Origin of the sequence: Thauera sp. JM12B12 (genome assembly GCF_039614725.1) — a bacterium.
Lineage (GTDB): Bacteria > Pseudomonadota > Gammaproteobacteria > Burkholderiales > Rhodocyclaceae > Thauera.
In genome coordinates, this window is sequence record NZ_CP154859.1 from 515,302 (window position 1) to 540,321 (window position 25,020).

The window sequence follows — 25,020 nt, forward strand, 5'->3', positions numbered from 1 at the left end:
CCGCCGCCGCGCACAGGAGAGACAACGATGGAAGAGTACCTGGTAGCAATATTGTTCGGCAGCTTCTTCGCGCTGCTGCTGTTGGGGGCGCCGATCACGGTGTCGCTGGCGGGCTCGGCGATGCTGGCGTTCATCGCCCTGGACAAGAACCCGATCGCCTTCGTGCAGATCGCCTTCACCTCGGTGGGCAGCTTCCCGCTCATGGCCTTGCCGGCCTTCGTGCTGGCCGGTGCGCTGATGGAGGCGGCGGGGATCTCTAAACGCCTGGTGGACGTCGCCGAAACCATGGCCGGCCCGATCACCGGCGGCCTGGGCGCCGCCACCGTGCTGGCCTGCCTGTTCTTCGGCGCCATCTCGGGCTCCGGCCCCGCCACCACGGCTGCGGTCGGCATGCTGATGATCCCGGCCATGACCAAGCGCAACTACGAGAAGAGCTACGCCTCCGCGGTCACCGCTTCGGCGGGCGGCCTGGGCATCATCATCCCGCCCTCGATCCCGATGGTGATCTTCGGCATCTCCGCGCTGGGCCTGCAGCCGCCGGCCGAGGCGATCGCCAAGTTCGGCGAGTTCGAGTCGCTGTCGATCCCCAAGCTCTTCGTCGCCGGCGTGGTGCCGGGCCTGATCATGGCCGTCAGCCTGATGACGATGAACTACGTGATCTCGAAGAAGCGCGGCTACCGCGGCCTCACCGAGAACTGGTCCTTCGGCGACATCGGCACGGCCCTGCGTCGCGGCGTGTGGTCGCTGCTGGCGCCGGTGATCATCCTCGGCGGCATCTACACCGGCCTGTTCACCCCGACCGAGTCGGCGATCGTGGCGATCTTCTACACCTTGTTCGTGGGCATCTTCCTGCACCGCGAGCTCAAGTTCGCCGCGCTGCTGAACTCGCTGCGCACGACGACCTGGATCACCGGGCGCGTGCTGCTGATCCTGTTCGCAGCGACCGTGTTCGGGCGCCTGCTGGTCGAGCAGCAGATTCCGGCCTCGGTGGCGGCCTCGCTGCTCAGCATCACGGACAACATGTACCTGATCTGGACGATCATGATCGTGTTCCTGCTCTTCGTCGGCATGTTCATGGAGACGCTGGCGGCGATCATGATCCTGGTGCCGGTGCTGCTGCCGGTGATGTACATGCTCGGCGCCGATCCCACCCACGTCGGCATCGTCCTGATCTGCGCGCTGTCGATCGGTTTCATGACCCCGCCGCTCGGCGAGAACCTGTTCGTCGCCTCGGGCATCGGTGGTTCGACCGTCGAGGAAATCGTCGCCCGCGTCCATCCCTTCGTGCTCGCCCAGCTCACCGCGCTGTTCGTGATCGCCTTCTTCCCGGTGCTGAGCCTGTGGCTGCCGCGGCTGCTGGGGTATTGAGCATGCGCGCCGTCCGTTCCGATCCGCTGCACTCCGACCACACTGATTCGGGAGCCATCCAATGAGAACCCTCGTATGTTCGCTCGCCGCCGTCCTGGCGCTGGGCGCTGCGCTCAGCCCTCACTCCGCTGCGGCGCAGGGCGGCGAGATCGTCGTCAAGAACGTGCTGGAGATGCGTGCCAAGGACCTGCTCGCGATCGCGGTGCGACACATCGAGGAGCGCGGCGAGGCCGGGGTAGAGGATTTCGCGCGCCAGTCCACCTTCGTCGATCGCGACCTCTACGCCTATGCGGTGCGCACCGACGGCCGCTTCCTCGCCAGCGGGGGGGCGTCGGCCGCGCTGGTCGGGGACAACGTGCTCGACTATCGCGACAGCGAGGGCAGGGCCTTCTTCCGCGAGATGATCGAGATCGCCAAGCGTGACGGCGAAGGCGCGGTCGAGTACCACTGGTTCAACCCCGCAGACAGCCGCGGCGACCCCAAGTTGACCTTCTTCCGCAAGGTTGGAGAGGTCATCGTGGCCGTCGGCTATTACCCGCCGCGCGCCACCAGCACCCAGGCCCGCGCGCTGCTCGAAGAGGCGGTCAAGGCGCTCGACAAGGATCGCCAGGCGAGCCTGCGGCGCTTCCAGGACCTGAACGACAGCTTCATCCGCAACGACCTCTACGTCTTCGTCGTCGAACTCGGGTCGGGACGCTTCCTCGCGCACGGCGCCACGCCGTCCCTGGTGGGCACGGACGCCTTCACGCTCAAGGATCCGCGTGGCCGCCTGATCGTGCGCGAGATGGCCGACGTCGGCCTGCGCGCGGGCAAGGGCGAGCTCGACTATCTGTGGCGCAATCCGATGACGCTGAAGTTCGAGAGCAAGCACACCTTCTTCCGCGTCGTCGACGGCCTGCTGGTCGGGCGGGCAGCTACAACCGCTGAGCAGGACCACCGCCGGCGCGTCGCTTCCGGCGGCGCCGGCGGTGCGGGCGCCGATGTGCGGCGGGCGATCACGGTCGCGCCGCGCCGACTCCACTGTGGCGGGCATGTAACAGCGTCATTTCCACGCTGCATTATGGGGATAATTGCCGCACCGCAATATCTCCCTCATGTCCGTGAATCGCGCCGCAGAAAATCCCCCGCCGCCGCCCGCGCGCCGGCCCTTGCGTCCCTGGCGCCTGCTCGCCGCCCTGATCGTCCTCGCACTGCTGGTGGCCGCCGTGGCCGGCGGGTTGCTGGCGTGGGACGAGGTGAGGACCTCGCGCCTGCAGGCGCGCGAGATCGCGCGCTACGCCGCCGGGCTCGACTACACGCGCATCGCCGGCCCGAGCGAGGCGATCCGCTTTCCGCCGCATGGTCCCTTCGACCAGCGCCTCGGCTACACCGAGCTGCCGCGCTTTGCCGAGCGCCTGCAGGCGCGCGGATTCGCGCTCACCGAGCAGGTACGCTTCAACGCCGCGCTGATCGAACACGTCGACCGCGGCCTGTTTCCGCCCTATGCCGAGAAGGCGCGCGCCGGGCTCGACGTGTTCGACTGCCGCGCCCAGCCGCTGTACGCATTCCGCTACCCCTATCGCGGCTATGCGCGCTTCGAGGACGTGCCGGCGATCGTCGCCCAGGCGCTGCTCTTCATCGAGAACCGCGACCTGCTCGACGAGGCGCGTCCGACGCTGAACCCGGCGGTGGACTGGGTGCGCTTCACGCGTGCGGCGCTCGGCCAGCTCGGCCGCATGGTGAACGCCGACCTCGACGCCCCGGGCGGCAGCACGCTCGCCACCCAGATCGAGAAGTACCGCCACTCGCCCGACGGCATCACCCTCGATGCGCGCGAGAAGCTGCGCCAGATGGTGTCGGCCTCGGTGCGCGCCTACCGCGAAGGCGAGCAGACGCTGCCGGTGCGCCGCCGCCTGGTGCTCGACTACCTCAACACCGTGCCGCTTTCGGCTGCGCCCGGCCATGGCGAGGTCAACGGCCTCGGCGACGGGCTGTGGGTGTGGTTCGGTGCCGACTTCGAGCGCGTCAATGCGCTGCTCGGCGCGCCCGAGGGCGAGGGCGCGGAACGCATCGCCCAGGGCCAGGCCCTGCGCCAGGTGGTGGCGCTGATGATCGCCCACCGCCGGCCGTCCTGGTATCTGGCCGGCGGACGCGCCGAGCTCACGCGCACCACCGACGCCTACCTGCGCCTGCTCGCGGAGGCCGGGCTGATCAGCCCCACGCTGCGCGACGCCGCGCTCGGCCAGCCGCTCGCCTACCGCAACCTCGCCACCGATCCGGCCTGGCTGCCCGCCAATCCGGGCAAGGGCACGACCGCGGTGCGCACCCGTCTCGCCGGCCTGCTCGGCACCTCGCTGTACAGCCTCGACCGCCTGGATGCCGAGCTCGGCACCACGCTGCACGGCGGTCTGCAGCAGGCGGTGAGCGACTACCTTGGCCAGCTCTCCGACCCCGCGTTCGCGCGCAGCCAGGGGCTGATCGGCGACCGCATGCTCAACCCGGCCACGCTCGGCGCGGTGCGCTACAGCTTCACCCTGGTCGAGCGCACCGCGGGCGGCAACCGCGTCCGCGTGCAGACCGACACCACCGACCAGCCGCTCGACATCAACGAGGGCAGCAAGCTCGAGCTCGGCTCCACCGCCAAGCTGCGCGTACTCGCCACCTATCTCGAGCTGGTCGCCGAACTCCACCACCGGCTGGCCGAGCTCGACCCGCCGGCGCTGCGCCGGGTCGAGGTGGACGCCGAGGACCGCCTCACGCGCTGGGCCATCGACCATCTGGCCACCGCCGCCGACCGCGGCCTGCCGGCGATGCTCGAGGCCGCCCTCGAGCGCCGCTTCTCGGCCCATCCGGGCGAGGGCTTCTTCACCGGCGGCGGGCGCCACACCTTCGGTAACTTCAACGCCAGCGACAACGAGCGCGAGCCCACGCTGCGCGAGGCGCTGCAGGCCTCGATCAACCTGCCCTTCGTGCGTCTGATGCGCGAGCTCGTGCGCCACGCCATGTACCAGGTGCCGGGCAGCACCGCGCGCCTGCTCGAGGACAACGACGACCCGCGCCGCGTCGCGTACCTCGCCCGCTTCGCCGACCGTGAGGGCCAGCTTTTCCTGCGCCGCTTCTGGCGCAAGTACCAGGACAGCACGCCGGAGGAGATCCGCTCCACGCTGCTCGACGGCCTGCGCCCGACCGCCGACCGCCTGGCCGCGGTGTTCCGCTACCTCGAACCCGAGGCGCCGCCGGCGGCGCTCGCCGACTTCCTCGCCCGCCGCCTCGCCGAGGCGCAGCTCGGCCCGGCGCGCGTCGCCCAGCTCTACGCCCGCCACGCGCCCGAGGCCTTCGACCTGCCCGACCGCGGCTACGTCGCGCGCGTGCATCCGCTCGAGCTGTGGCTGGTCGCCTTCCGCCTGCAGCATCCCGAGGCCACGCTGGCCGACGCCGTGGCGGCGAGCGCGGACGAGCGCCAGCAGGTGTATCGCTGGCTGTTCCGCACCCGCGCCAAGGGCGCCCAGGACTCGCGCATCTTCACCCTGCTCGAGGTCGAGGCCTTCCTCGAGATCCACCGCCGCTGGGCACGACTGGGCTATCCCTTCGGTCACCTCGTGCCTTCGCTCGCGACCGCGCTCGGCAGCTCGGGCGACCGTCCGGCGGCGCTCGCCGAGCTGATGGGCATCATCGTCAACGACGGCCTGCGCCTGCCCACGCAGCGCATCGACACGGTGCGCTTCGCGCGCGATACGCCCTACGAGACCGCCTTCGCCATCCGCCCGGTGGACGGCGACCCGGTGATGGCGCCCGAGGTCGCGCGCGCGCTGCGCGGGGCGCTGTCGGACGTGGTCGAGGGCGGCACCGCGCGCCGGCTGGCGGGCGCCTTCAGGCTGGCCGACGGCAGCGAGCTCGCGCTCGGCGGCAAGACCGGCACCGGCGACAACCGCATCGTGGTCAAGGGCCGCGCCGGCCTCGCGCTCAACCGCACCGCCACCTTCGTCTTCTACCTCGGGCCGCGCCACTTCGGCACGCTCACCGCCTACGTGATCGGCCCCGAGGCGGCGAGCTACCGCTTCACCTCGGGCCTGCCGGTGCAGATCCTGAAGTCGATGGGCCCCTTGCTGATCCCGCACCTGGAACCGGCGAGCGCGGACGCCTGCCTGCCGCCGCCGCTGTCGGGCGCCCCCGCGGCTGTGGGGGCGGGCGAGGAAGGCGGTGTTCCCGAAGGCGAGGTCGCGCCGAGCCGGCTGCGCGAGGGCAGGATCACCGGGGCGGTGGCCGAGTAAGCGGGCCGGGCGGTTCGGCTCAGGGCTGGAAGGGCCAGAACAGCGGAATCAGCGCGCTGCACAGCAGCCAGGTGAGGATGTTCATCGGGATGCCGAGGCGGGCGAAGTCGGCGAAGCGGTAGTTGCCGGCGCTATAGACCAGCGTGTTGGTCTGGTAGCCGATCGGGGTGGCGAAGCTGCAGCTGGCGGCGAACATCACGCCGACCACGAAGGGGCGCGGATCCACCCCCATCTGCTGCGCCAGCCCGATCGCGACCGGGGTGAACAGCACCGCGATCGCGTTGTTGCTCAGCGCCTCGGTGGCGACCGAGGTGATCAGGATCACCAGCGACAGCATCAGCCACGGCGACATGCCGTCGCCGAGCGCGGCGAGCTGGGCGGCGAGCATCTGGTCGAGACCGGAGTTGCGCATCGCGATGCTGATCGCGAGCATCCCGAAGATCAGCACCAGGATCGGCCACTCGATCGCCTTGTAGGCCTCGTCGCGGGTGACGCAGCCGGTGGCGATCACCACCGCCGCACCGATCAGCGCCAGGCCCTCGATCGGCATCACGTCGAGAGCGGCGAGCAGCATCACGCCGACGATGGTCGCGAGCGCGATCGGCGCCTTGTGGCGGCGGCTCGTCATGTGGCGGGCTTCGGTGAGCGCGAACAGGTCGCCGTTGTCGCAGAAGCGCTGGATCTGCGCCGGCGTGCCCTCGACCAGCAGCACATCGCCCGCCTGCAGCTCGAAGTCCTCGCCGATCTGCGCGAACGAGGCGTTGCGCCGGTGCACCGCGACGAGGTGGATGCCGTAGCGCGCAAGCAGGTCGAGGTCGCGGATCGGGCGCAGGATGTAGCGCGAGGTCTGGCCGACGATCGCCTCCACCATCACCAGGTCGCGCCGGCGCAGGGTCTCGAGGTCGTGCGCGCCGTTGCCCGCCGGGGCCTGCAGGCCGACGCCGTCGGTGCCGCGCAGCGCGATCATGGCGTCGCTGCGGCTGTGCACCACCACGCGGTCGCCCACTTCCAGCCGGGTTTCGGGCGCCGGGTCGGCGAGCGCGCTGTCGCCGCGCACCAGGTTGAGCACCTTGACGATGCCGTTCGACAGGCGTGCCTCGCGCAGCGTCTTGCCGGCGAGGTGGGAGCCCTCGGGCACGAAGAGTTCGGTCATGAACCAGCGCTCGCTGGCGCCGAACTGCTGGCTCAGGGTCTCGCGCACCGGCAGCAGGCGGGGCGCGAACACCAGCATGAAGGTGCTGCCGACGATCGCGATCAGGATCGCCGGCAGGCTGATCTCGAACATCGTGAACGGCGCCAGCCCCTGCTCGCGCGCGACGCCGTCGACCAGGATGTTGGTCGAGGTGCCGACCATGGTGATCAGCCCGCCGAGGATCGTGGCGTAGGAGAGCGGGATCAGCAGGCGCGAGGGCGCCAGGCCTTGGCGGGCCGCTACCGCGATCACCGCCGGGATCATCACCATCACCACCGGGGTGTTGTTGATGAAGGGCGACACCAGCACGCAGGCGGCGATCAGCGCCAGCAGCAGGCGGCGCTCGCCGGCGCCGGCCGCGGCGGCGAGCCACTCGCCGAGCTGGTCCACGCAGCCGGTGCGCGACAGCGCGGCGCTGATGATGAACAGGCAGGCGATGGTGATCGGCGCGCTGTTGCCGAACACGCCGAGCACTTCCTTGGCGCTCAGCATGCCGGTCGCCAGCAGCACGCCCACCGCCACCATCACCGCGACGTCGGGCTTGAGCCATTCGCGCACGAAGGTGGCGAACAGGGCGATCAGCACGAGGCCGACGAGGAGCGGGGCGTGGAGCTCGGGGAGCGGCATCACGAGGCGGCGAGATTGAGGGACGGCGCAGCTTATCGCCCGCCTTATGCATCGCAAAGACCGAATGGCGCCGAGCTTATTCCTCCTGGTTCATTGGCTGAGGCCGCGTGAGTGTGCCGATGTTCAGCGCCGTGCGGCGTCCAGCCGCGCCTGCGCCGCGCGGTCGAGCTCGGCCGCGCGCTCGCGCAGGAACGCCAGGAAGGCGCCGGCGAGCGGGCTGAGGCGCTTGCCCGCCGGATACACCACCTGCCACTGGTTCGGCAGCGGCGTCCCTTCCACCCGCAGCACGGCGATGCCTTCGTCCACCGCGTGGGCGAGCGCATGTGCCGACAGCAACGACAGCCCCAGGCCGCCCGCCACCGCCTGCTTCACCGCCTCGTTGCTGCCGAGCTCCAGGCGCGGGCGCAGGGCGAGGCCGTGGGCGGCGAAGAACTGCTCGGCGGCCTGGCGGGTGCCGGAGCCCGGTTCGCGCAGCACGAACTCCTCGTCGGCGAGGGCCTCGATCGGCAGGCTCTCGTGGCCGGCGAGCGGATGGTCGGCGGCGGCCACCACCACCAGCGGGTTGGACAGGAAGGGCGTCGCGACCACCGGCGGCGCCTGCGGCGGCCGGCTCATGATGTAGAGGTCGTCGCGGTTGTCGGCCAGCCGCCGGATCACCGCGTCGCGGTTGAGCACCACCAGCGACACCTCGACCGCCGGACGCTCGCGGCGGAAGTCGCCGAGCAGGCGCGGGATGAAGGTCTCGGCGGTGCTCACCACCGCCAGCTGCAGGCGGCCGACGACGTCGCCGCGCAGCTCGGCGAGCGTCTCGTCCAGGCTCTCGAGCTCCTGCTCCACGCGCTGCGCGGTGTCGAGCACCGCATGGCCGGCGGCGGTGAGGTGCAGCTTGCGGCCGACGCGTTCGAACAGCGGCAGCCCGACCTGTTCGGCGAGCTGGCGCAGCTGCGCCGACAGCGTGGGCTGGGTCAGGTGCAGGCGCTGGGCGGCGCGGGTGACGCTGCCCAGGCGCGAGACGGCGAGCAGCAGGCGGAGCTGGTGGAAGGTGAGGCGCATCGGTGGTCCGCGGCAAGTGGCTGAAGTGGTGACGTATTCCGTGGGAGCGGGCTTGCCCGCGAATGCTGCGCTTTCGAAACTCAATTCGCGGGCAAGCCCGCTCCCACGGGGCCTTGCGCGCGATGGCGTTTGCGCGATGGCCTCTGGCTGTGCTCGGGGATGGGGTCAATATATAGATGAAAGTCTATGTTAACTGAAATAACAAATGATTTTTTTGCATGTGTGCACTGCGGCAAAATGCCCTTCGTCCGGGCCTCGCGGCCGTCAAGCACTCACAGGAAAACAACACATGATCGATGCCGTTCCCTTCTTCTTCGCCCTCGGCGCGGTGGCCTCGCTCGCCCGCTCCGGGCTGCGCCTGCCCGCAGCCGTGTTCGAGACCCTGTCGATCTACCTGCTGCTGGCCATCGGCCTCAAGGGCGGGGTGGAGATCGCGCGCTCCGAGAGCGCCACGCTGTGGGTCGATGCGCTGCTGGCGATCGGCCTGGGCGCGCTCATCCCGCTGCTGGTGTTCCCGCTCTTCCGCCTGCGCTTCTCGCGCCCCGACGCGGCCTCGCTGTCGGCGCACTACGGCTCGGTCTCCATCGTCACCTTCGCGGTGGGCGCGGCGGTGCTGGCCGGGCGCGGCATCGAGGTCGAGGGCCACCTCGCCCTGCTCGCCGCGCTGATGGAGGCGCCGGCGCTGATCGTCGCCACGCTGATCGCGCGCTGGGGCGTGAAGTCGGCCGACGGCAGCTCCACCGCCGGCGCGCTGGTGCACGAGGTGTTCGCGAACAAGAGCGTGGTGCTGCTCGGCGGCGGCATCCTGATCGGCTGGGTCGCCGGGCCGCAGGGCCTGGAGCCGCTGTCGCCGCTGTTCGTCGATCTGTTCAAGGGCGCGCTGTGCCTGTTCCTGCTCGAGATGGGCCTGATCGCCGCCGACCGCCTGCCCGACCTCAAGAAGGCCGGGGTGTTCCTGGTCGCCAGCGCGCTCGCCCTGCCGCCGGTGCTGGCGCTCGCCGGCTGGGGCGTGGCGCAGCTGATGGGGCTGGGCGTGGGCGGCACGGTGCTGATGATGACGCTCGCCGGCAGCGCCTCCTACATCGCCGCGCCGACCGCGATGCGGATCGCGGTGCCCGAGGCCAACCCGGCGCTCGGGGTGGCGGCGGCGCTGGCGGTGACCTTCCCCTTCAACCTGCTGCTCGGGATTCCGCTGTACCTGTGGTGGGCGAGGACGATGGCGGGGGTCTGAGCAGGACGCCGGGGTCGGCCGCGTCGCGAGGCGGGGTCGGCTCGGTGATGGCGGCCGACGACTCGTCGGCCGCTTCGTCTTGCGGTTCGCTGGCGGAAGCAGCCTCGGGCGGCGCCTCGCCAGCGTCGGCGGGTGATCCAGGCTTGGGCGAGGCGTCCGCGTCCGTGACGTCCGGCGACACCATCTCCAGCACCGTGGCCGAGGTGCGCATCATCGGTGTGAAATGCGCCGGTTCATCGACGATCTCGTCCTGGGTGCGGCGGAAGAGCAGGATGCAGAACAGCGCGAGCGGCACGAAGGCGAGCCCGAGGTGCAGCGGCAGCGCGAGGGCGCCGATCCAGCCCATCAGCGCGCCGGCGATCGACGGACCGGCGGCGGCACCCAGGCCATGCAGGAACAGCACGCCGGTGTTGCCCGACAGGATCTGGTCGTGGTGCAGGTGATCCACCAGGTGGGCGACCACGATCGGATAGATCGCGAACGCCATGCCGCCGTAGAGGAAGAGTCCCGCGAGCGGCACATGGGGCAGGTGGCCGAGGAGGGCGACGACGACCCCGGCGACTGCCGCGCCGCCCGCGGCCACGCCCAGGGCCAGGCGGCGGTCGCCCGCATCCGAGAAGCGCCCCATCGGCCATTGCAGCAGGGCGCCGCCGACGATGGCCGCCGTCATCAGCAGGCCGATGCCCGCGGCGTCGAGGCCGATGCGCTCGCCATAGACCGGGGTCAGGCTCCAGAACGCACCCATCGACAGCCCCGATGACAGCGCGCCGACGAAGGCCGCCGGCGCCGCGCGCCAGATCATGCCCAGCCGCGGCCGTGCGCGGGTGGCGATCTGCGGCTGCGGAAAGCGCGTCATCGTCACCGGCAGCAGCGACACGCAGACGAAGATCGCCGCCACCGCGAACAGGGTGAAGTTCATCGGCGTGTCCAGGCGCAGCAGTTGCTGCGCCCCGGCGAGCGCGGCGAGGTTCACCACCATGTAGACGGCGAACACCTGGCCGCGGCGCTCGGGCGCGGTCTGGTCGTTGAGCCAGCTCTCGATCACCGCGTAGAAGCCCACCAGGCCCATGCCGGTGAGCACCCGCAAGCCCATCCAGAACCAGGCATTCACCACCACCGCATGGAGCAGGATGCAGGCGGCCACGATGGCGCCGAAGAAGGCGAAGGCGCGGATGTGGCCCATGCGCCGGATCAGCGGCGGAGCGACGAAGGTGCCGAGGAAGAAGCCGAGGAAGTAGGTCGAGCCGATGAGGCCGAGCGTGGTGTCGGAGAAGCCCTCGAGGCTGCCGCGCAGCGAGACCACGGTGTTGAGCAGGCCGGAGCCGAGCAGGAGCAGGGCGATGCCGGAGAGGAGGGCGCCGATGGGGAGGAGGGTGGGTAGCATGGGCAGTTCGCGACCGTCGCCCGCGGCCGGGTAGGCTGCGGACCGGTGGCGCGTTGAATTTTTGTGCAAACATTTTACCCGTTTCTCGCTGCCGCCTGCTTGCCGCCCCCTCAGGCTGCCGGCCGGGCATGGGCCGCGGCGGACGAAACCCGATGCGCCCTATCAGCCCCGGCGGCTTGCCAAGCCTCGCCCGACTTGCTAAAAACCGTCCGGGCGTCGATCGATGCCTTCTTCACGCCGACGCGGGGACGACCCCGCCCGCCATGCGCCCCGGGCGCAGCGACCGTCGGTTTTTCAGCGGGACGACCCGCGTGACACTGATGCCAGGTCGCGTGGCCGGCATCGTCGCCCCGAGGAGTTCTCCGTGTCCGCCCCCAAACTGCGTTCCTTCCCCGACCGCCTGCGCCAGATCGCGCTGTTCGAGGTCGGCGGTCTGCTGCTGATCACGCCGCCGTTCGCATGGGCGAGCGGCGTGCCGATCACCGAATCGATCGGCCTGCTCGCCCTGCTCGCGCTCATCGCCGCGATCTGGAACGGCTGCTACAACACCTGCTTCGACTGGGTCGAAGGCCGTCTCACCGGGCGCACCGCCGACCGTCGTCCGTTCCGGCTGCGCGCCCTGCACGCGGTCGGCTTCGAGAGCGGCCTGCTGCTGATGACGCTGCCGGTCATCGTGTGGTGGACCGACCTGGGCTGGATCGAGGCGCTGATCGCCGACATCGGCCTGGCGATCACGTACACGATCTACGCCTTTCTCTTCAACCTGGGCTACGACCGCCTGTTCCCGATCGCGCCGGCCGCAGCGCCCGCGACCACGGACGCCGGCCCGCTCGCCACGGAGCGCTGAGATGCAGGCTGACGGGCAGGCGCGGATGGCGGTCGATACGGGTGTGGCGGGCGAGCGTGACGCCGACCTGAGCACGCTCAACACCTTCGGCCTGCGCGCGCGCGCCGCCCGCCTGCTGCGCCTGCGCTCGGCCGAGGCGCTGGCGGCTGCGCTCGCGACCGCGCCGCAGCAAGGGCCGCGGCTGGTGCTCGGCGGTGGCAGCAACCTGGTGCTGACCGGCGACTTCCCCGGCACCGTGCTCAAGGTCGAGATCGGCGGGCGGCGCCTGCTGCGCGCCGAGCCGACAGCGTGGATCGTCGAGGCCGGCGCCGGCGAGAACTGGCACGACTTCGTGCGCTGGACCCTGGCGCAGGGCTGGCCCGGGCTGGAGAACCTGTCGCTGATCCCCGGCACGGTGGGCGCGGCGCCGATCCAGAACATCGGCGCCTACGGGCTGGAGCTCGCCGAGCGCTTCGACTCGCTCGATGCGGTCGACCTCGACAGCGGCGCCGTCCGCAGCTTCGGCCTGGCGGACTGCGATTTCGGCTACCGCGACAGCGTGTTCAAGCGCAGCCCGGGCCGCTGGCTGATCACCGCGGTGCGTTTCCGCCTGCCGCGGCCGTGGCAGCCGGTCACACGCTATGCCGACGTGGCGCGCGAACTCGAGGCGCGCGGCATCGAGGCGCCCAGCGCACTCGACATCTCCGACGCGGTGATCGCGATCCGCCGCCGCAAGCTGCCCGACCCGGCGGAGATCGGCAACGCCGGCAGCTTCTTCAAGAACCCCGTGGTCGAGGCTGCGGCCTGCGCCCGCCTGCTCGCCGCGCACCCGGCGCTGCCGCACTACCCGCAGCCCGACGGCCGCGAGAAGCTCGCCGCCGGCTGGCTGATCGAGCAGGCCGGCTGGAAGGGGCGTGACCTGGGGCCGGTCGGCTGCTACGAGCACCAGGCGCTGGTGCTGGTCAATCGCGGCGGCGCCACCGGCGCCGACGTGCAGCGCATCGCCGCGGCCATCGTGGCCGAGGTCGAGGCGCGCTTCGGCGTGCGCCTGGAGCCCGAGCCGGTTTTCGTCTGAGCCTGCGGTCGCCGCGCGCCGCATCCCTGTCCGAAGGATCCGCACCATGTCCCGCACCCCCGACTCCCGCGCCGTCCTTGCCGCGCTGCGCACCGCCTTTGGCACCGACGAGGTCCTCGCCGGCGATGCCAGCCCGCGCCACCTCAAGGACTGGAGCACCGCGAGCGGCGGCGTGCCGCTCGCCATCCTGCGCCCGCGCAGTACCGACGAGCTGTCGCGCATGCTGGCGATCTGCCATGCCCACGGCCAGGCGGTGGTGCCGCAGGGCGGGTTGTCGGGCCTGGTCGGCGGCGCGGTGCCCGTGGGCGGCGAGGTGCTGGTGTCGCTCGAGCGCATGAACGCGATCGAGGACATCGACCTCGACTCCGGCACCGTCACCGTGCAGGCGGGCGCGATCCTGCAGACGGTGCAGGAGGCCTGCCGCGACGCCGGCGCGCTGCTCGCGGTCGACCTCGGCGCCCGCGGCTCGTGCCAGGTCGGCGGCAACGTATCGACCAACGCCGGCGGCAACCGCGTGATCCGCTACGGCAATACGCGCGACTCGGTGCTCGGCCTGGAGGTGGTGCTGGCCGACGGCACCGTGCTGCCGATGATGAACCGCATGGTCAAGAACAACGCCGGCATGGACCTCAAGCATCTGTTCATCGGCAGCGAGGGTGTGCTCGGCATCGTCAGCCGCGTGGTGCTCAAGCTGCAGCCGCTGCCGCAGGGCACCAGCACCGCGCTGGTCGCGGTGGCGGACTTCGGCTGCGCGCTGCGCTTCCTGCGCCATGCGCAGCAGAGCCTGTCGGGCCAGGTGAGCGCCTTCGAGATCATGTGGCGCGACTACCTCGACACCGCGATCGCCGCCAACCGCCTGCGCAAGCCCTTCGCCACCGACTATCCGGTGTATGTGCTCACCGACATGCACTGCGGCCAGCCGGAGACCGACGCGCAGCGCTTCGAGGCCATGCTGGAGGCGGCGATCGAGGCGGGCTGGATCCTGGATGCGGCGGTGGCGCAGTCGGTGGCCGACGCCGAGGCGCTGTGGGCGATCCGCGACGGCGTCGCCGAGGTGCTGCGCGAGTACGCGCCGACGCTGAACTTCGACGTCTCGGTGCCGGTGGCGAAGATCGGCGAGTGCGCGGCGCGCGTGCGCGCCAAGCTCGAGCGCGACTGGCCGCAGCTGAAGGCGCTGTTCTTCGGCCACGTCGGCGACGGCAACCTGCACGTGGTCGTATGCAAGGTGCCCGAGGACGCCGCCAGCGTGCATGCGATCGAGGACGCGGTGTACAGCGTGGTGCGCGACGAGGGCGGCTCGATCTCGGCCGAGCACGGCATCGGCCTGCTCAAGCGCGACTGGCTGCACTACTCGCGCAGCGCGGCCGAGCTCGCGCTGATGCGCACGCTCAAGCAGTCGCTCGACCCGCGCGGCATCCTCAACCCGGGCAAGATGCTGTGATCAGCTGACCTGGTCGGGCGGCCGCCGGCCGTCGAAGAAGGCGACCAGGTTGTCCACCACGCGCATGCCCATCGCCTCGCGTGTCTCGCGCGTGGCGCTGCCGAGGTGGGGCAGCAGCACGACGTTCTCCAGCGCGAGCAGGCCGGGGTGCACCTGCGGCTCGGCCTCGAACACGTCCAGGCCGGCGCCGGCCAGGCGCCCGTGCTGCAGGGCCGCGGCGAGCGCCGCCTCGTCCACCACGTCGCCGCGCGCGGTATTGATCAGGAAGGCGTGCGGCTTCATCGCCGCCAGGCGCGCGGCGTCGATCAGGTGGCGGTTGGCGCCGCCGCCCGGGCAGTGCAGCGAGACGAAATCGGCCTGCGCCAGCACGTCCTCGATGTGCTCGAGCTGCGTCGCCTGCAGCCCGGCGAGGGCCTCCGCGGCGACCGGGCTGCGGTTGAAGAACACGACCTGCATGCCGAAGCCGTGCTGCGCGCGGCGCGCCACCGCGATGCCGATGCGGCCCATGCCGATGATGCCCAGCGTCTTGCCGCTCAGCCGGGTGCCGACGAGGTGGGTCGGCCGCCAGCCGGTCCAGCGCCCGGCGCGCAGCTCGCGCTCGCCCTCGCCGGCGCGGCGCGCCACCATCAGCATCAGGGTCAGCGCGAGGTCGGCGGTGCAGTCGGTGAGCACGCCCGGGGTGTTGGTGACGACCAGGCCGCGTTCGCGCGCCGCGTCCACGTCGATGTGGCTGTAGCCGACGCCGTAGTTGGCGAGGATGCGCGCGCGCGGCGCCTCGACCGCGAGCACGCCGGCGTCGAGGCGGTCGGACACGGTCGGCAGCACGGCGTCGTGGGCGCGCAGCGCGGCGCGCAGTTCGTCCGCGGACAGGCGGTGGTCGTCGGCGTTGAGCGTGGTGTCGAACAACGCGCATAGCCGGCGCTCGACGGCGTCGGGCCAGCGGCGGGTGACGAGGATGCGGGGTCTGGGCATGGCAGGCGCCTCCGGGATGAGCGAGCGCGAAGCTTAGCGCGCGCGCTCCGGGGCGGCACCTGCCGCAGCGCGTCAGAGCACCTGGCGCGGCTGCTCGATGATGGTCTGGTAGACGAAGCTCTTCACCAGCATGCGGTCGTTTGCCTCGAGGTCGCGGAAGTCCAGCCCGTAGTGGTATTCGATACCCTCGTCGTCGACATCCTCGCGCACGTTGCGGATGTCGGCTTCGACGTCGAGCGGCGTGTCGACCTCGTGCAGCGGCAGCTCGAATCTGAGCCGCAGCTGGCCGTCACGCTCGCCGAGCGCGGCGCGCGTGCGCAGCAGCACGCCGGTGGCGCTGATGTTGAGCACGGTACCGGGCGCGCTGCGGCCGTCGTCGCCCACCACCGTCGCAGTGGCCGCGAGCTCGGTGCGCACCCGCGTTGCCTTGCGGATCACGCTGCCCTGGATGGTCTGGGGAAAGCTGAGGTGGACGTAATGGAAGGGCAGCCTGCACGCGCGCAGCACCGAGGCGCGAAAGGCGAAGGCGTTCTGGCGGGAGAACACGCGCACCACCACCATGTCGTTGTCGACCAGGTCGATGCGTTGGCGGCCGGCGACCGGGGCCGTGATCAGCAGGCTGCGGTTCTCCAGGTAGCCGACCACGCGCGAGAATGCGCGCCCCGCCCCGGTGCCGGAGGGGCATTCGATCTGCAGGCGGTCGCCGACGGCCAGTTGCATGTCTGCGAAGCTGAAGCCGCGATGCTCGCTCGGTGCTTCGAACGTGCTGTCCTCGTCCTGTGCTGGGGTGCTCGTCGTCTCGCTCATCGTCATCGTCCGTCTTGCCGCCCCGCACGCGTGCGCAGGGCCAGCGGCCTCAACCGGATCCGGGCCCTCCAGGGCTTTTGGGGGCGGTCGGAAGCCGGATCTCGAGTGCCATTGAATCGGGAAGACCACACGTGGACAAGGTCATTTGCCACGCAGGGCGCGCATTGGCGCGGGTGCGGCGCCACTTTTGCCGTGGCCGCGGGCGGATGGCCCGGCGGTCGCCGCGGCCGGCCTAGTCCTGGCCGGACAGCTCGGCGTAGCTGCGTGCCAGCGCGGCGGCGAGCCGGGCGGGGTCGTCGACGATGCGGTAGCCGCGGTGTCCGAAGATGCGGCGCACCTCGGCTTCGGAGGCGCGTTCCATGCTGAGGCAGAAGCAGCGCACGCCCTTGCGCCGCGCCTCGACCACCGCGCGCGCGGCGTCCTCGACCAGATGGCGGGCGTCGAATACGTCGATGTCGGACGGTGCGCCATCGGACAGCACCAGCAGCGTGCGCTGCGCGCTGCGCTCCTTCGCCAGCCGCGCCGTGGCGTGGCGCAAGGCCGCGCCCAGGCGGGTGGACAGGCCCGGCCGGGCGGCGCCCAGCACCGTCGCCGGGTCCGCTGGCACGGGCTGGCCGAAATCGAGCAGGCGCAGGTAATTTACCGCCTGCCTTCCATCCGAATCGAAGCCGGCGACTTCCAGCCGGTCCTCGCGCTCGCGCAGCGCATTCATCAGCAGCGCGGCGGCCTCGCGTTCCAGATCCAGCACGCTGCGCCCGCAGGGCTGCAGGTCCGCCGTGGAGGCGGACAGGTCGAGCAACAGCAGCAGGCTGGTGCGCAGCGCCGTGCGGCCGTTGCGGCGAAACAGGCGCGGGTCCGGCGCCAGCCCCAGCCGGCGGTCGATGAAGACCTCGGTGGCGGCGTCCAGGTCCAGCTCGTCGCCTTCCCACTGGCGGCGGATGCGCTGGTTGCGGTCGGGGCGGCGGCTGCGCGCCAGCCGCAGCGGCGCGCGGGCGGGGGACGTCGGAGCCGAGGCCGGGGCGGGCGGCACGGCGTGCTCGATCACGGTGCACCAGTTGTCGCGGGCGCGCTCCAGGCGGTAGTGCCATTCCGGGTAGTCGTGGCGGGCGAGTTCGGGCAGGGGCGTCGGGTCCGAGGCTGCTTCGGGTGCCTGCGGCGGCGCGGACTGCAGTTCGCCCTGCGGTGGCGGGCGGCGCAGCGTGGCTTCGGCCTGCTCGGCGTCGGCGCCGTGCGCCCACAGGTGGCTGTTGTCGTCGTGCCAGGGCAGGGGCGGGGCGTAGGTCTGCAGGTTCATGCGCACGCGCAGCTGGCCGAGGTCGTTGGCAAGCACCGACACCACGTCGCGGAAGGACTCGGCATCCTCCAGCCGCCCGGCCTGCGCCTCGAACAGTGCGCGGCCCTTGCGCACCCAGGCGTTGTCGTCGTCGGCCTGCGGGTCCAGCAGCATGCGTTGCAGGCGGGCGACCAGGGCCTCGAAGCCCAGTTGCGGCGGCTCGGGCTGGCTGCGCAGCAGGCGGTGGAACAGGCGACCGAGGCCGGGGTGGCGCTGCATCAGCAGGCGGTCGACGCGCACGTCCTCGATGGCGCCGGCCAGCGCCAGGCTCATCGGCTTTCGCTTCCCGGCCGGTTGGCGGCGTGGCGAATGGCGCAGGTGGCCGATGGCGTGCAGCGTGGCGGCGAGGTGGAGGTCGTGCAGCAGCGTTTCCCCGGGGGCCGCCCCATGCGTGGCCCCACTCGCGGCCCACGCCGTCGGCGCCTCGGGCAGCAGCAGGGTGGCGCCGTGCAGCACCGGGCGCGGCGCGGGGCCGTCCTGCGGCGGGCGGTCCAGCGCCTGCACGTCGCCGTCGTCGATGCCGAAGGCGTGTATCACGTGGCCGAGCGCGGCCAGGCGCGGGGTGAGGCGGTCGATGCCCGTCACCGGCCACCAGGTCGCGGGCAGCTCAGAAGGCCGATTCAAGGATCGCCCCCAGCGCACGCTGCATGTCGGGGTCGTCGGTGATCGGGGCGGTCATCGCCATGCGGCAGCTGTCGACCGGCGGCAGGCCGTCGCGGATCAGCACCCCGGCGTAGATCAGCATGCGGGTGGAGATGCCCTCGTCCAGCCCGCGCTCGCGCAGGCGGCGCGACTGGCGGGCGATGTCGACCAGCCTTGCGGCCAGCGCGCGGTCGATGCCGGCCTCGTGGGCGACGATGTCGGCCTCGGCCTCCGCTGCCGGGTAGTCGAACTCGAGCGCGGCAAAGCGCTGGCGGGTGGATTGCTTGAGGCTCTTGCTGTGGCTCTGGTAGCCGGGGTTGTAGGACACGACGAGCTGGAAGTCGGGATGCGCGGCGACGATCTCGCCCTTCTTGTCCAGCGGCAGGATGCGGCGGCTGTCGGTGAGCGGGTGGATCACCACGGTGGTGTCCTGGCGCGCCTCGACCACTTCGTCCAGATAGCAGATGGCGCCGTGGCGCACGGCGGTGGTGAGCGGGCCGTCGTGCCAGCGCGTGCCGTCGGCGTCGAGCAGGTAGCGGCCGACGAGATCGGCGGCGCTCATGTCCTCGTTGCAGGCCAGGGTGATCAGCGGCTTGCCGAGGCGCCAGGCCATGTATTCGACGAAGCGCGTCTTGCCGCAGCCGGTCGGGCCCTTGAGCACCAGCGGCAGGCGGTGGGCGTAGGCGTGCTCGTAGAGGGCGATCTCGTGGCCGGTGGGATGGTAGTAGGGCTCGGCGGTGAGGCGGTAGGGGGTGAGGTCCATGGCGTTCGTCCGGGTGGGCGCGCCCGACACCCCGCAGGGCATCGGGCGGCCGAAGCGGCAATCAGCGATGGGCTGGCGGCTGGTTGGGGATGCCCTCGATTGGGCATTCCGGCGTGCCCACGGTGGAGCGGGTGATCGCCTCCACCTTCTTGCGCGTGCCTTCCGGGTCGTTGATCCACTCGCCGTAGAAGCTGTAGGGGCAGGCGGCGACGCCGGTGGGTTCCTCGCCGGAGTTGATCTTGCCGGTGTAGCCGCGGTGCAGCAGCTTGAAGAGGTGGTTCTGCGACTGTGCGTTCTTGCGGAAATCGCGGATCAGGCTGGTGGAGAGCTCGGCGTACTGGATGCCCATCTCCTCCTCGCCGCATTCGCCCAGCGTGCGGCCGTCGAAGCCGACGATGGCCGAATGGCCGAAGTAGGAATACACGCCGTCGAAGCCGGTGGCGTTGGCCACGGCGACGTAGCAGTTGTTCATCCACGCCATCGCCTTGGCCACCATCACCTGCTGGTCCTTGGCCGGGTACATGTAGCCCTGGCAGCGCACGATCAGCTCGGCGCCCTTCATCGCGCAGTCGCGCCAGATCTCGGGGTAGTTGCCGTCGTCGCAGATGATGAGGCTGATCTTCATGCCCTTCGGGCCGTCGGACACGTAGGTGCAGTCGCCCGGATACCAGCCCTCGATCGGCACCCAGGGCATGATCTTGCGGTACTTCTGCACGATCTCGCCCTGGTCGTTCATCAGGATCAGCGTGTTGTAGGGCGCCTTGTTGGGGTGCTGCTCATGGCGCTCGCCGGTCAGCGAGAACACGCCCCACACCCTGGCCTTGCGGCAGGCGGCGGCGAAGATCTCGGTCTCCTCGCCCGGCACGGTGGCGGCGGTGTCGTACATCTCCTCGGGGTCGTACATGATCCCGTGGGTCGAATACTCGGGAAAGATCACCAGATCCATGCCCGGCAGGCCCTGCTTCATACCCACCACCATGTCGGCAATCTTGCGCGCGTTGTCCAGCACCTCGGCCTTGGTGTGCAGGCGCGGCATCTTGTAGTTGACCACCGCAACGCCCACGCAATCGGCGCTGCTCGAAATATCTCCGTGTCTCATGGATTAGGTCTCCCGGTGAGGCGGGTTGCAAAGGGTGTGGCCTCATTGTCGGGAGGGTGGTGCGCTGCACAAATACGTTGTTTGACGTATCGGGGTGGGGAGTGCGCTAAGCTTCAGATGCTTAACCGCTATTGGGAGAGTCCGTGGCGCCGACCGTTGTCCGTGATGGCCCTTTTCGGCTTTTCTTTTTCTCGAGGGAAGAGTCGAGGATGCATGTCCATGTCGCTCATCCGCATGGCGAAGCCAAGTTCTGGCTGTCTCCGACACTGATGCTTGCGACGCATACCGGACTTTCAGAGCGCGAACTTGTCGAAGCTGAGCGAATCGTCGCTCGTCACCTTCAGGAGGTCATCGATGCCTGGCGCGAACACTTCGGTGGCTGAGGTCACCCACATCTCGAAGAACGGATTCTGGCTTCTGCTCGATGACGAGGAGCTTCTGTTGCCGTTTTCCGACTTTCCGTGGTTTCGGCAGGCCACGATCGAGCAGCTGACCACGATCGAATGGCCAAGCGCGGATCATCTGTATTGGCCGATGCTGGATGTCGATCTGTCCGTCGAGTCGATCCGGTGTCCTGAGAAGTTTCCGCTCATCTCTGCGATCAGCCAAGGCTGAGCCTTGAGCGCGGGGTCGAGCGTAGCCCCCTGTTGAGCGTCACTGATTCCAGGGGTTGAAGACCTCGACGGGCAGACCGGCGAAATCCTTGGTGTTGCGTGTCACCAGTACCAGATCGTGTTCCAGGGCGGTCGCTGCGAGCAGGCTGTCGATCGTGGGCAGCGGTCGTCCGGCTGCAGCGACCAGACGCCCCCAGCGATCGGCCACTGCGCCATTGATGTCGAGGATGCGCCCGGTGAAGAAGGTGGGGAGATCCGTTTCGAGCCAATCGATCAGCGTCTGCTTTCGAACTTCGTCACCCACGCCTTCAATGCTCTTGCGGATCTCGCCGAGCGTCAGCACAGAGAGATGCAGGGTGGTGGGCGGCCGCTGCGAAAACCAGGCGACCACGCCGGGGTCTGGAGACTTGCGCCGCAGTTCGGACAACACGTTGGTGTCGATCAGGTAGCTCAAAACAAGACCTCGCGCGTCAGGCTCTGCTCGCGTTCGAGGGCTATGTCGTCTGTTCCGAACAAGGGTGAGCGTCGCATGAAGTCCACCAGCGAGTCCTGCGCCTGTGACAACCGATCAAAAGTTTCGCGCGAGATCACCACTGCGACTGACTTGCCGTGCAGGGTGATGTCCTGGGGCTGGGTCTGGGCGCGCTTGACCAACTCCGACATGCGCGCCTTAGCTTCCTGCATCTGCCAAGTCTGCATTGTGTTTCTCCTTTTTCTGACTAGTATGGTCAGATTTTAGTGGCGGTCCGGTCAACACTCAAGTCGCGACGCAGGCGCTTTCCCGGCATGGCCCCAGTAGAGCGGCTCCAGCATCTTCCTCAAGCGTGCCCACGATCTAGGAGGTGAGTGCCTCCGGACCCTTGCAGATGGTGTCCGGGTCGTTGAATCGCCCGCCGTCGGGGCGCTGTCTGCGGCGGCGTCGTTTGTAGAGTGATGCTCTGGGGCGCAGGCGGCGGGTTGTCGGCCGGTGCGGTCATCCGGCCCGCAGCACCATTACCGATATGGAATGACCGTTTCCGCGGTTCCCCGACTTCCGTGAGCGACCCAATCCGGCCAGTCAGCTCGCTCCTGAGCGGCCGCTCGGCCAAATCCCGTCTCTGCGAACTGGAACTCTACAAAGCGGCCGTTGGTGACCTCACCCAATCGGCCATCACCTGCCGTTGGAGATCCGGCCAGGATTTCCCTCGCTGGATCGTCTTGGGTGACCGGTTTACGGCGGCCAACTTGAACCCCGCCTTGGCTCAACCCGGCCAGGAGCTGACCTTGGTCAATTGGGCATGCAACGCCTGCTTATGAATCGCTGAGCAGTCAGTTGGCAAAGACGCTATTCGGCAATTAGCGAGCAGCCGGGGGGAGTCTCTTGGAACGCGTCTTCAAGCACTCGGCGTAGGCTTCGTGCCGCATCCCTCAGCTGCTCATTCGAGAAGCCACCAAAGCCAAGCATCAAACCGGATAGCGGTAGATTGCTGGAGCACATCGCCGACAAGGCTCGTAACGCAACCCCTGCTTTGTTGGCAGCCTTCGCTACGGCCACATCGTCTAGCCCATTGGGAAGCCAGGCAACGATATGCATTCCTTGGTCAGCCGGCTGGATACACAGCTCGGGCAGTTCAACTTGCAATGCATCAATCAGCGCCCGGCGTCGCTCGCCGTAGATGGCGCGAATCCGCCGGATATGAGTCTCGAAGTAGCCTTCTTTCATATAGGCCGCGATGACATGTTGTTCTGTCAATGGCGAACCTCGACCCATCAAAGCTCGCGCCCCGACAAAGGCATTCGCCAAGTAATCAGGCACCACGACGTACCCTAGCCGAAGCGACGGCGCCAAGACCTTGCTGAATGTCCCCAGATAGATGACCCGGTTGTTATCCAAGCCTTGCATGGCAGGAAACGGTTGGCCGGCATAGCGCAACTCACTGTCGTAGTCGTCTTCGACTATCCATCCACCAGACTTTCTTGCCCATTCGATGAGTGCCAGGCGTCTAGGCATGCTCAGTGGCATTCCCATCGGGTACTGGTGCGAAGGGGTTACAAAGGCAGCCTTGGCCGCGGGGCACATCTCCAGGGCTCGGGCCACATCGAAACCTTGGCTATCTACCGCGATTCGCTGCACTTCGATGCCGCGCTCTTCGAGTACCGAAGTCAGTCCCGGGTAGGCGGGGTCCTCAGCCCAAGCAGCATCTCCCGGTGACAGCAACACCCGGGCAGCCAGATAGAGTCCCTGCTGCGTACCTTCGGTGATGATGATGTTCTTTGGGCCACAGCGAACAGCGCGTGCTTTCCGGAGATAGTCCGCAATCGCTTCTCGCAAGGTCAGCAGGCCACTGGGGTCACTGTAACCTGACGGCGCCGCGACTTGCGATGCCCGCACTCGGTTACTGAGCCGCCGCCAATGGTCATCCATCGCCACGGCCCCCTCTGGCACGGCAACGGAAAATGGTATTGAGGGCAGTGGCGCCAAGCGCTCGACAATGGCTGCATAGCGTGCTGCGGCCTTGGGCGGAGACGGTATGGAATCCGTATGTTCCACTGAACTGCGATGAACGGCTGCATTCGGCTCATGAAGCGTAGCCGCTACCCGTGTGCTGGCACCGGGCTGTGCATCCAGACACCCTTCGGCCATCAACTGCTCGTAGGCTTCCGTCACGGTACCCCGTGAAACGCCCAAGGACTCGGCCAAAGCCCTGGTGGATGGCAGCCGCTCGCCAGCAGCCAACTCCCCTCTGGAGATAGCGTTGCGCAGCGCTTCGGCCAGTTGCCGGCCAATTCCGCCTCGGGTGCGGTCAATCGCTCCAAGGGCAGGAATCTCTATCAACAACTGACGACGCGGCATAAGCAGGCTCCCCTTGTGCAGAAAACTGGACCATTTAATTCATGGGTAACTGGCTCTTAATAATAGTCCGGTTTGCCGGAAAAATGCACCCACGAATTGACTGATGAAAGGAACCGAAATGCACTGCCCATCTATGTTTAGAGAAGAGCGTCTTGATGTTCTCCATGACCTGGTTTCCGCACACCCCTTAGCTACGCTGATTACCGCCGGGAGCAATGGCCTGATGGCAAACCTGATTCCCTTCACGCTTCACGTCGGAGGGGAACACGGGATACTGCGTGCACATCTGGCGCGGGGAAACAAGCAACTGGACGCTCTTCGTGAGGGAGCCGAGGCATTGGTGGTTTTCCAAGGCCCCGAATGCTATGTGACACCCTCGTGGTATCCGTCCAAAGCTGAAAACGGCAAAGTCGTGCCAACTTGGAACTTTGCGATGGTCCAGGTTCGCGGCAAACCGGTGGTCTTTGATGATGCGACCTGGGTTCGGGCGCAAATCGACGAAATGACCAACAACCATGAGCGTCAACGCGAACATCCCTGGAAGGTCTCCGATGCCCCGCAAGACTTTATCGCGGCACAACTCAAAGCCATTGTGGGAATCGAGATTCCCATCAGTTCAATCGAGGGGAAGTGGAAGGTGAGTCAGAACCGTTTGCCTGCCGACCGCCAGGGCGTCATTGACGGATTAAGGGCTGAGCAGGTTTGTCCGTCGATGTTGGCTGCGATGGAGGTGCGATAGAAACCAAGGGCGGTCCGTTATCAACGCGAAGCAGCCAGTACCCCTGGTTGCCGCGAACGGCCGGATTGGGTCGCGACGCGGCCGACGACTCTTCATGTTTGCTGCCGTAAAGCGGTCAGTGAGATTTCACGTCCGATAAGCGGTCGCTCGCCATCGAGTGTTGTCGACCCACTGCTGCCGTTCGATGCTCCCGGAAGCCGTCGGACGCGCGGATCTCGATGTCACTCGCTTAGCTTCCGGGAAGCAGACGTTCGTGGCCCCCGGGACGCGGCCATGAACGGCGGGGCGTGCATCCCGCTTGAATGACCGGGTGTTGGCCGACGCTGAACAAGCCGTCCAGCGCACGGGCGTCAAGGTGTGGAGGCTTGTTCTGACCGGACGTGCGACTCGTAGAGTTCGAGCGGCAGTCCATCAGGATCGGCAAAGAACGTGAAGCACCGGCCGGTGTACTCATCGACCCGCACGGGTTCCACCGCAACGCCTCGCGACTCGAGCCAAGCCTTGGCCTGCGCCACGTCATCGACGGCAAACGCCAGGTGCCGGAGCCCCTGTGCCTCGGGTCGCGATGGGCGCGGCGGTGGCGACGGGAACGAGAACAGTTCGATCTGGCTGCCATCGGGCAGGGCCAGATCGAGCTTGTGTGATTGGCGTTCCACGCGAAAGTGCTCCGCCACCACGCGCAAGCCCAGCAGGTTCACGTAGAAGTCCTTCGACCGCGCGAAATCCGAGCAGATGATGGCGACGTGGTGGATCCGGCGCAGCTGGAGCATG

Annotated in this window: 21 protein-coding genes and 1 pseudogene; 10 read left to right on the top strand and 12 right to left on the bottom strand. The window is 68.8% G+C overall.

Features of this window, described 5'->3' with window-relative positions:
- The first annotated feature begins 27 nt into the window (after nucleotides 1-27).
- The 3 genes and pseudogenes from AAG895_RS02220 to AAG895_RS02230 all read left to right on the top strand — a co-directional run bounded on the left by AAG895_RS02220 (nucleotide 28) and on the right by AAG895_RS02230 (nucleotide 5,618).
- On the top strand, nucleotides 28-1,368 hold the full coding sequence (locus tag AAG895_RS02220; RefSeq protein WP_345793938.1) for a TRAP transporter large permease: 1,341 nt from the start codon (nucleotides 28-30) through the stop codon (nucleotides 1,366-1,368).
- 172 nt (nucleotides 1,369-1,540) lie between these two features.
- Nucleotides 1,541-2,191, top strand: a pseudogene (locus tag AAG895_RS02225) (cache domain-containing protein); the annotation flags it as partial.
- Nucleotides 2,192-2,462: 271 nt separating this feature from the next.
- Complete coding sequence (locus AAG895_RS02230) at nucleotides 2,463-5,618, top strand: transglycosylase domain-containing protein (protein WP_345793939.1); 3,156 nt, start codon at nucleotides 2,463-2,465, stop codon at nucleotides 5,616-5,618.
- 19 nt (nucleotides 5,619-5,637) lie between these two features.
- Here AAG895_RS02230 and AAG895_RS02235 read toward each other — a convergent pair whose 3' ends face one another.
- Nucleotides 5,638-7,437 (bottom strand): SLC13 family permease, encoded by a 1,800-nt coding sequence (locus tag AAG895_RS02235; RefSeq protein WP_345793940.1) that lies wholly within the window; start codon nucleotides 7,435-7,437, stop codon nucleotides 5,638-5,640.
- A gap of 123 nt (nucleotides 7,438-7,560) precedes the next feature.
- Entirely contained in the window at nucleotides 7,561-8,490 is a 930-nt protein-coding gene (locus AAG895_RS02240; RefSeq protein WP_345793941.1) for a LysR family transcriptional regulator, read from the bottom strand.
- 289 nt (nucleotides 8,491-8,779) lie between these two features.
- On the opposite strand from AAG895_RS02240, the gene AAG895_RS02245 reads away from it, so the two are divergent.
- On the top strand, nucleotides 8,780-9,721 hold the full coding sequence (locus AAG895_RS02245) for a sodium-dependent bicarbonate transport family permease (protein ID WP_345793942.1): 942 nt from the start codon (nucleotides 8,780-8,782) through the stop codon (nucleotides 9,719-9,721).
- Here AAG895_RS02245 and AAG895_RS02250 read toward each other — a convergent pair.
- Nucleotides 9,660-11,105 (bottom strand): MFS transporter, encoded by a 1,446-nt coding sequence (locus AAG895_RS02250; RefSeq protein WP_345793943.1) that lies wholly within the window; start codon nucleotides 11,103-11,105, stop codon nucleotides 9,660-9,662. The two genes, AAG895_RS02245 and AAG895_RS02250, sit on opposite strands and share 62 nt — an antisense overlap.
- 364 nt (nucleotides 11,106-11,469) lie before the next feature.
- On the opposite strand from AAG895_RS02250, the gene AAG895_RS02255 reads away from it, so the two are divergent.
- From AAG895_RS02255 to AAG895_RS02265, 3 genes are read left to right on the top strand one after another with little or no spacing between them, the layout of a single operon-like run.
- Nucleotides 11,470-11,952 (top strand): PACE efflux transporter, encoded by a 483-nt coding sequence (locus tag AAG895_RS02255; RefSeq protein WP_345793944.1) that lies wholly within the window; start codon nucleotides 11,470-11,472, stop codon nucleotides 11,950-11,952.
- Nucleotide 11,953: 1 nt separating this feature from the next.
- Nucleotides 11,954-13,006 (top strand): UDP-N-acetylmuramate dehydrogenase, encoded by a 1,053-nt coding sequence (murB, locus tag AAG895_RS02260; RefSeq protein WP_345793945.1) that lies wholly within the window; start codon nucleotides 11,954-11,956, stop codon nucleotides 13,004-13,006.
- A 46-nt stretch (nucleotides 13,007-13,052) separates the two neighbouring features.
- Nucleotides 13,053-14,447, top strand: coding sequence for an FAD-binding oxidoreductase (locus tag AAG895_RS02265; protein ID WP_345793946.1), 1,395 nt, complete (start codon nucleotides 13,053-13,055; stop codon nucleotides 14,445-14,447).
- On the opposite strand, the gene AAG895_RS02270 is transcribed toward AAG895_RS02265, so the two are convergent.
- From AAG895_RS02270 to AAG895_RS02290, 5 genes are all read right to left on the bottom strand, one after another.
- Nucleotides 14,448-15,419 carry a D-glycerate dehydrogenase gene (locus AAG895_RS02270; protein ID WP_345793947.1) on the bottom strand — a complete coding sequence of 324 codons (972 nt, stop codon included), beginning with the start codon at nucleotides 15,417-15,419 and terminating at the stop codon, nucleotides 14,448-14,450. It lies immediately after the preceding gene.
- 72 nt (nucleotides 15,420-15,491) lie between these two features.
- Nucleotides 15,492-16,226 (bottom strand): flagellar brake protein, encoded by a 735-nt coding sequence (locus AAG895_RS02275; RefSeq protein ID WP_345793948.1) that lies wholly within the window; start codon nucleotides 16,224-16,226, stop codon nucleotides 15,492-15,494.
- A gap of 232 nt (nucleotides 16,227-16,458) precedes the next feature.
- Nucleotides 16,459-18,183, bottom strand: a complete 1,725-nt coding sequence (locus AAG895_RS02280) for a VWA domain-containing protein (RefSeq protein WP_345793949.1) — start codon at nucleotides 18,181-18,183, stop codon at nucleotides 16,459-16,461.
- Nucleotides 18,167-18,964, bottom strand: a complete 798-nt coding sequence (locus AAG895_RS02285) for a CbbQ/NirQ/NorQ/GpvN family protein (protein ID WP_345793950.1) — start codon at nucleotides 18,962-18,964, stop codon at nucleotides 18,167-18,169. The genes AAG895_RS02280 and AAG895_RS02285 overlap by 17 nt, the downstream gene beginning before the upstream one ends.
- Before the next feature lie 61 nt (nucleotides 18,965-19,025).
- On the bottom strand, nucleotides 19,026-20,063 hold the full coding sequence (locus AAG895_RS02290) for an aliphatic amidase (protein WP_345793951.1): 1,038 nt from the start codon (nucleotides 20,061-20,063) through the stop codon (nucleotides 19,026-19,028).
- Nucleotides 20,064-20,206: 143 nt separating this feature from the next.
- On the opposite strand from AAG895_RS02290, the gene AAG895_RS02295 reads away from it, so the two are divergent.
- Complete coding sequence (locus AAG895_RS02295; RefSeq protein ID WP_345793952.1) at nucleotides 20,207-20,446, top strand: DUF4160 domain-containing protein; 240 nt, start codon at nucleotides 20,207-20,209, stop codon at nucleotides 20,444-20,446.
- Nucleotides 20,439-20,678, top strand: a complete 240-nt coding sequence (locus AAG895_RS02300) for a DUF2442 domain-containing protein (protein ID WP_345793953.1) — start codon at nucleotides 20,439-20,441, stop codon at nucleotides 20,676-20,678. Before AAG895_RS02295 ends, AAG895_RS02300 begins: the two co-directional genes overlap by 8 nt.
- Before the next feature lie 39 nt (nucleotides 20,679-20,717).
- Here AAG895_RS02300 and AAG895_RS02305 read toward each other — a convergent pair whose 3' ends face one another.
- The 3 genes from AAG895_RS02305 to AAG895_RS02315 form a co-directional block, all read right to left on the bottom strand.
- Nucleotides 20,718-21,131: a type II toxin-antitoxin system VapC family toxin gene (locus AAG895_RS02305; RefSeq protein ID WP_345793954.1), complete on the bottom strand. Its 414-nt coding sequence runs from the start codon at nucleotides 21,129-21,131 to the stop codon at nucleotides 20,718-20,720.
- Nucleotides 21,128-21,376: a type II toxin-antitoxin system Phd/YefM family antitoxin gene (locus AAG895_RS02310; protein ID WP_277079918.1), complete on the bottom strand. Its 249-nt coding sequence runs from the start codon at nucleotides 21,374-21,376 to the stop codon at nucleotides 21,128-21,130. Before AAG895_RS02310 ends, AAG895_RS02305 begins: the two co-directional genes overlap by 4 nt.
- Before the next feature lie 625 nt (nucleotides 21,377-22,001).
- The gene (locus tag AAG895_RS02315) at nucleotides 22,002-23,510 is read right to left on the bottom strand and encodes a PLP-dependent aminotransferase family protein (RefSeq protein ID WP_345793955.1); all 1,509 of its coding nucleotides are present in this window, start codon (nucleotides 23,508-23,510) and stop codon (nucleotides 22,002-22,004) included.
- A 103-nt stretch (nucleotides 23,511-23,613) separates the two neighbouring features.
- On the opposite strand from AAG895_RS02315, the gene AAG895_RS02320 reads away from it, so the two are divergent.
- Nucleotides 23,614-24,249, top strand: a complete 636-nt coding sequence (locus AAG895_RS02320; RefSeq protein ID WP_345793956.1) for an FMN-binding negative transcriptional regulator — start codon at nucleotides 23,614-23,616, stop codon at nucleotides 24,247-24,249.
- Between the two features lie 350 nt (nucleotides 24,250-24,599).
- Here the strand turns inward: AAG895_RS02320 and AAG895_RS02325 are convergent, their stop codons facing one another.
- Nucleotides 24,600-25,019, bottom strand: coding sequence for a VOC family protein (locus AAG895_RS02325; RefSeq protein WP_345793957.1), 420 nt, complete (start codon nucleotides 25,017-25,019; stop codon nucleotides 24,600-24,602).
- Nucleotide 25,020: the final 1 nt, after the last annotated feature.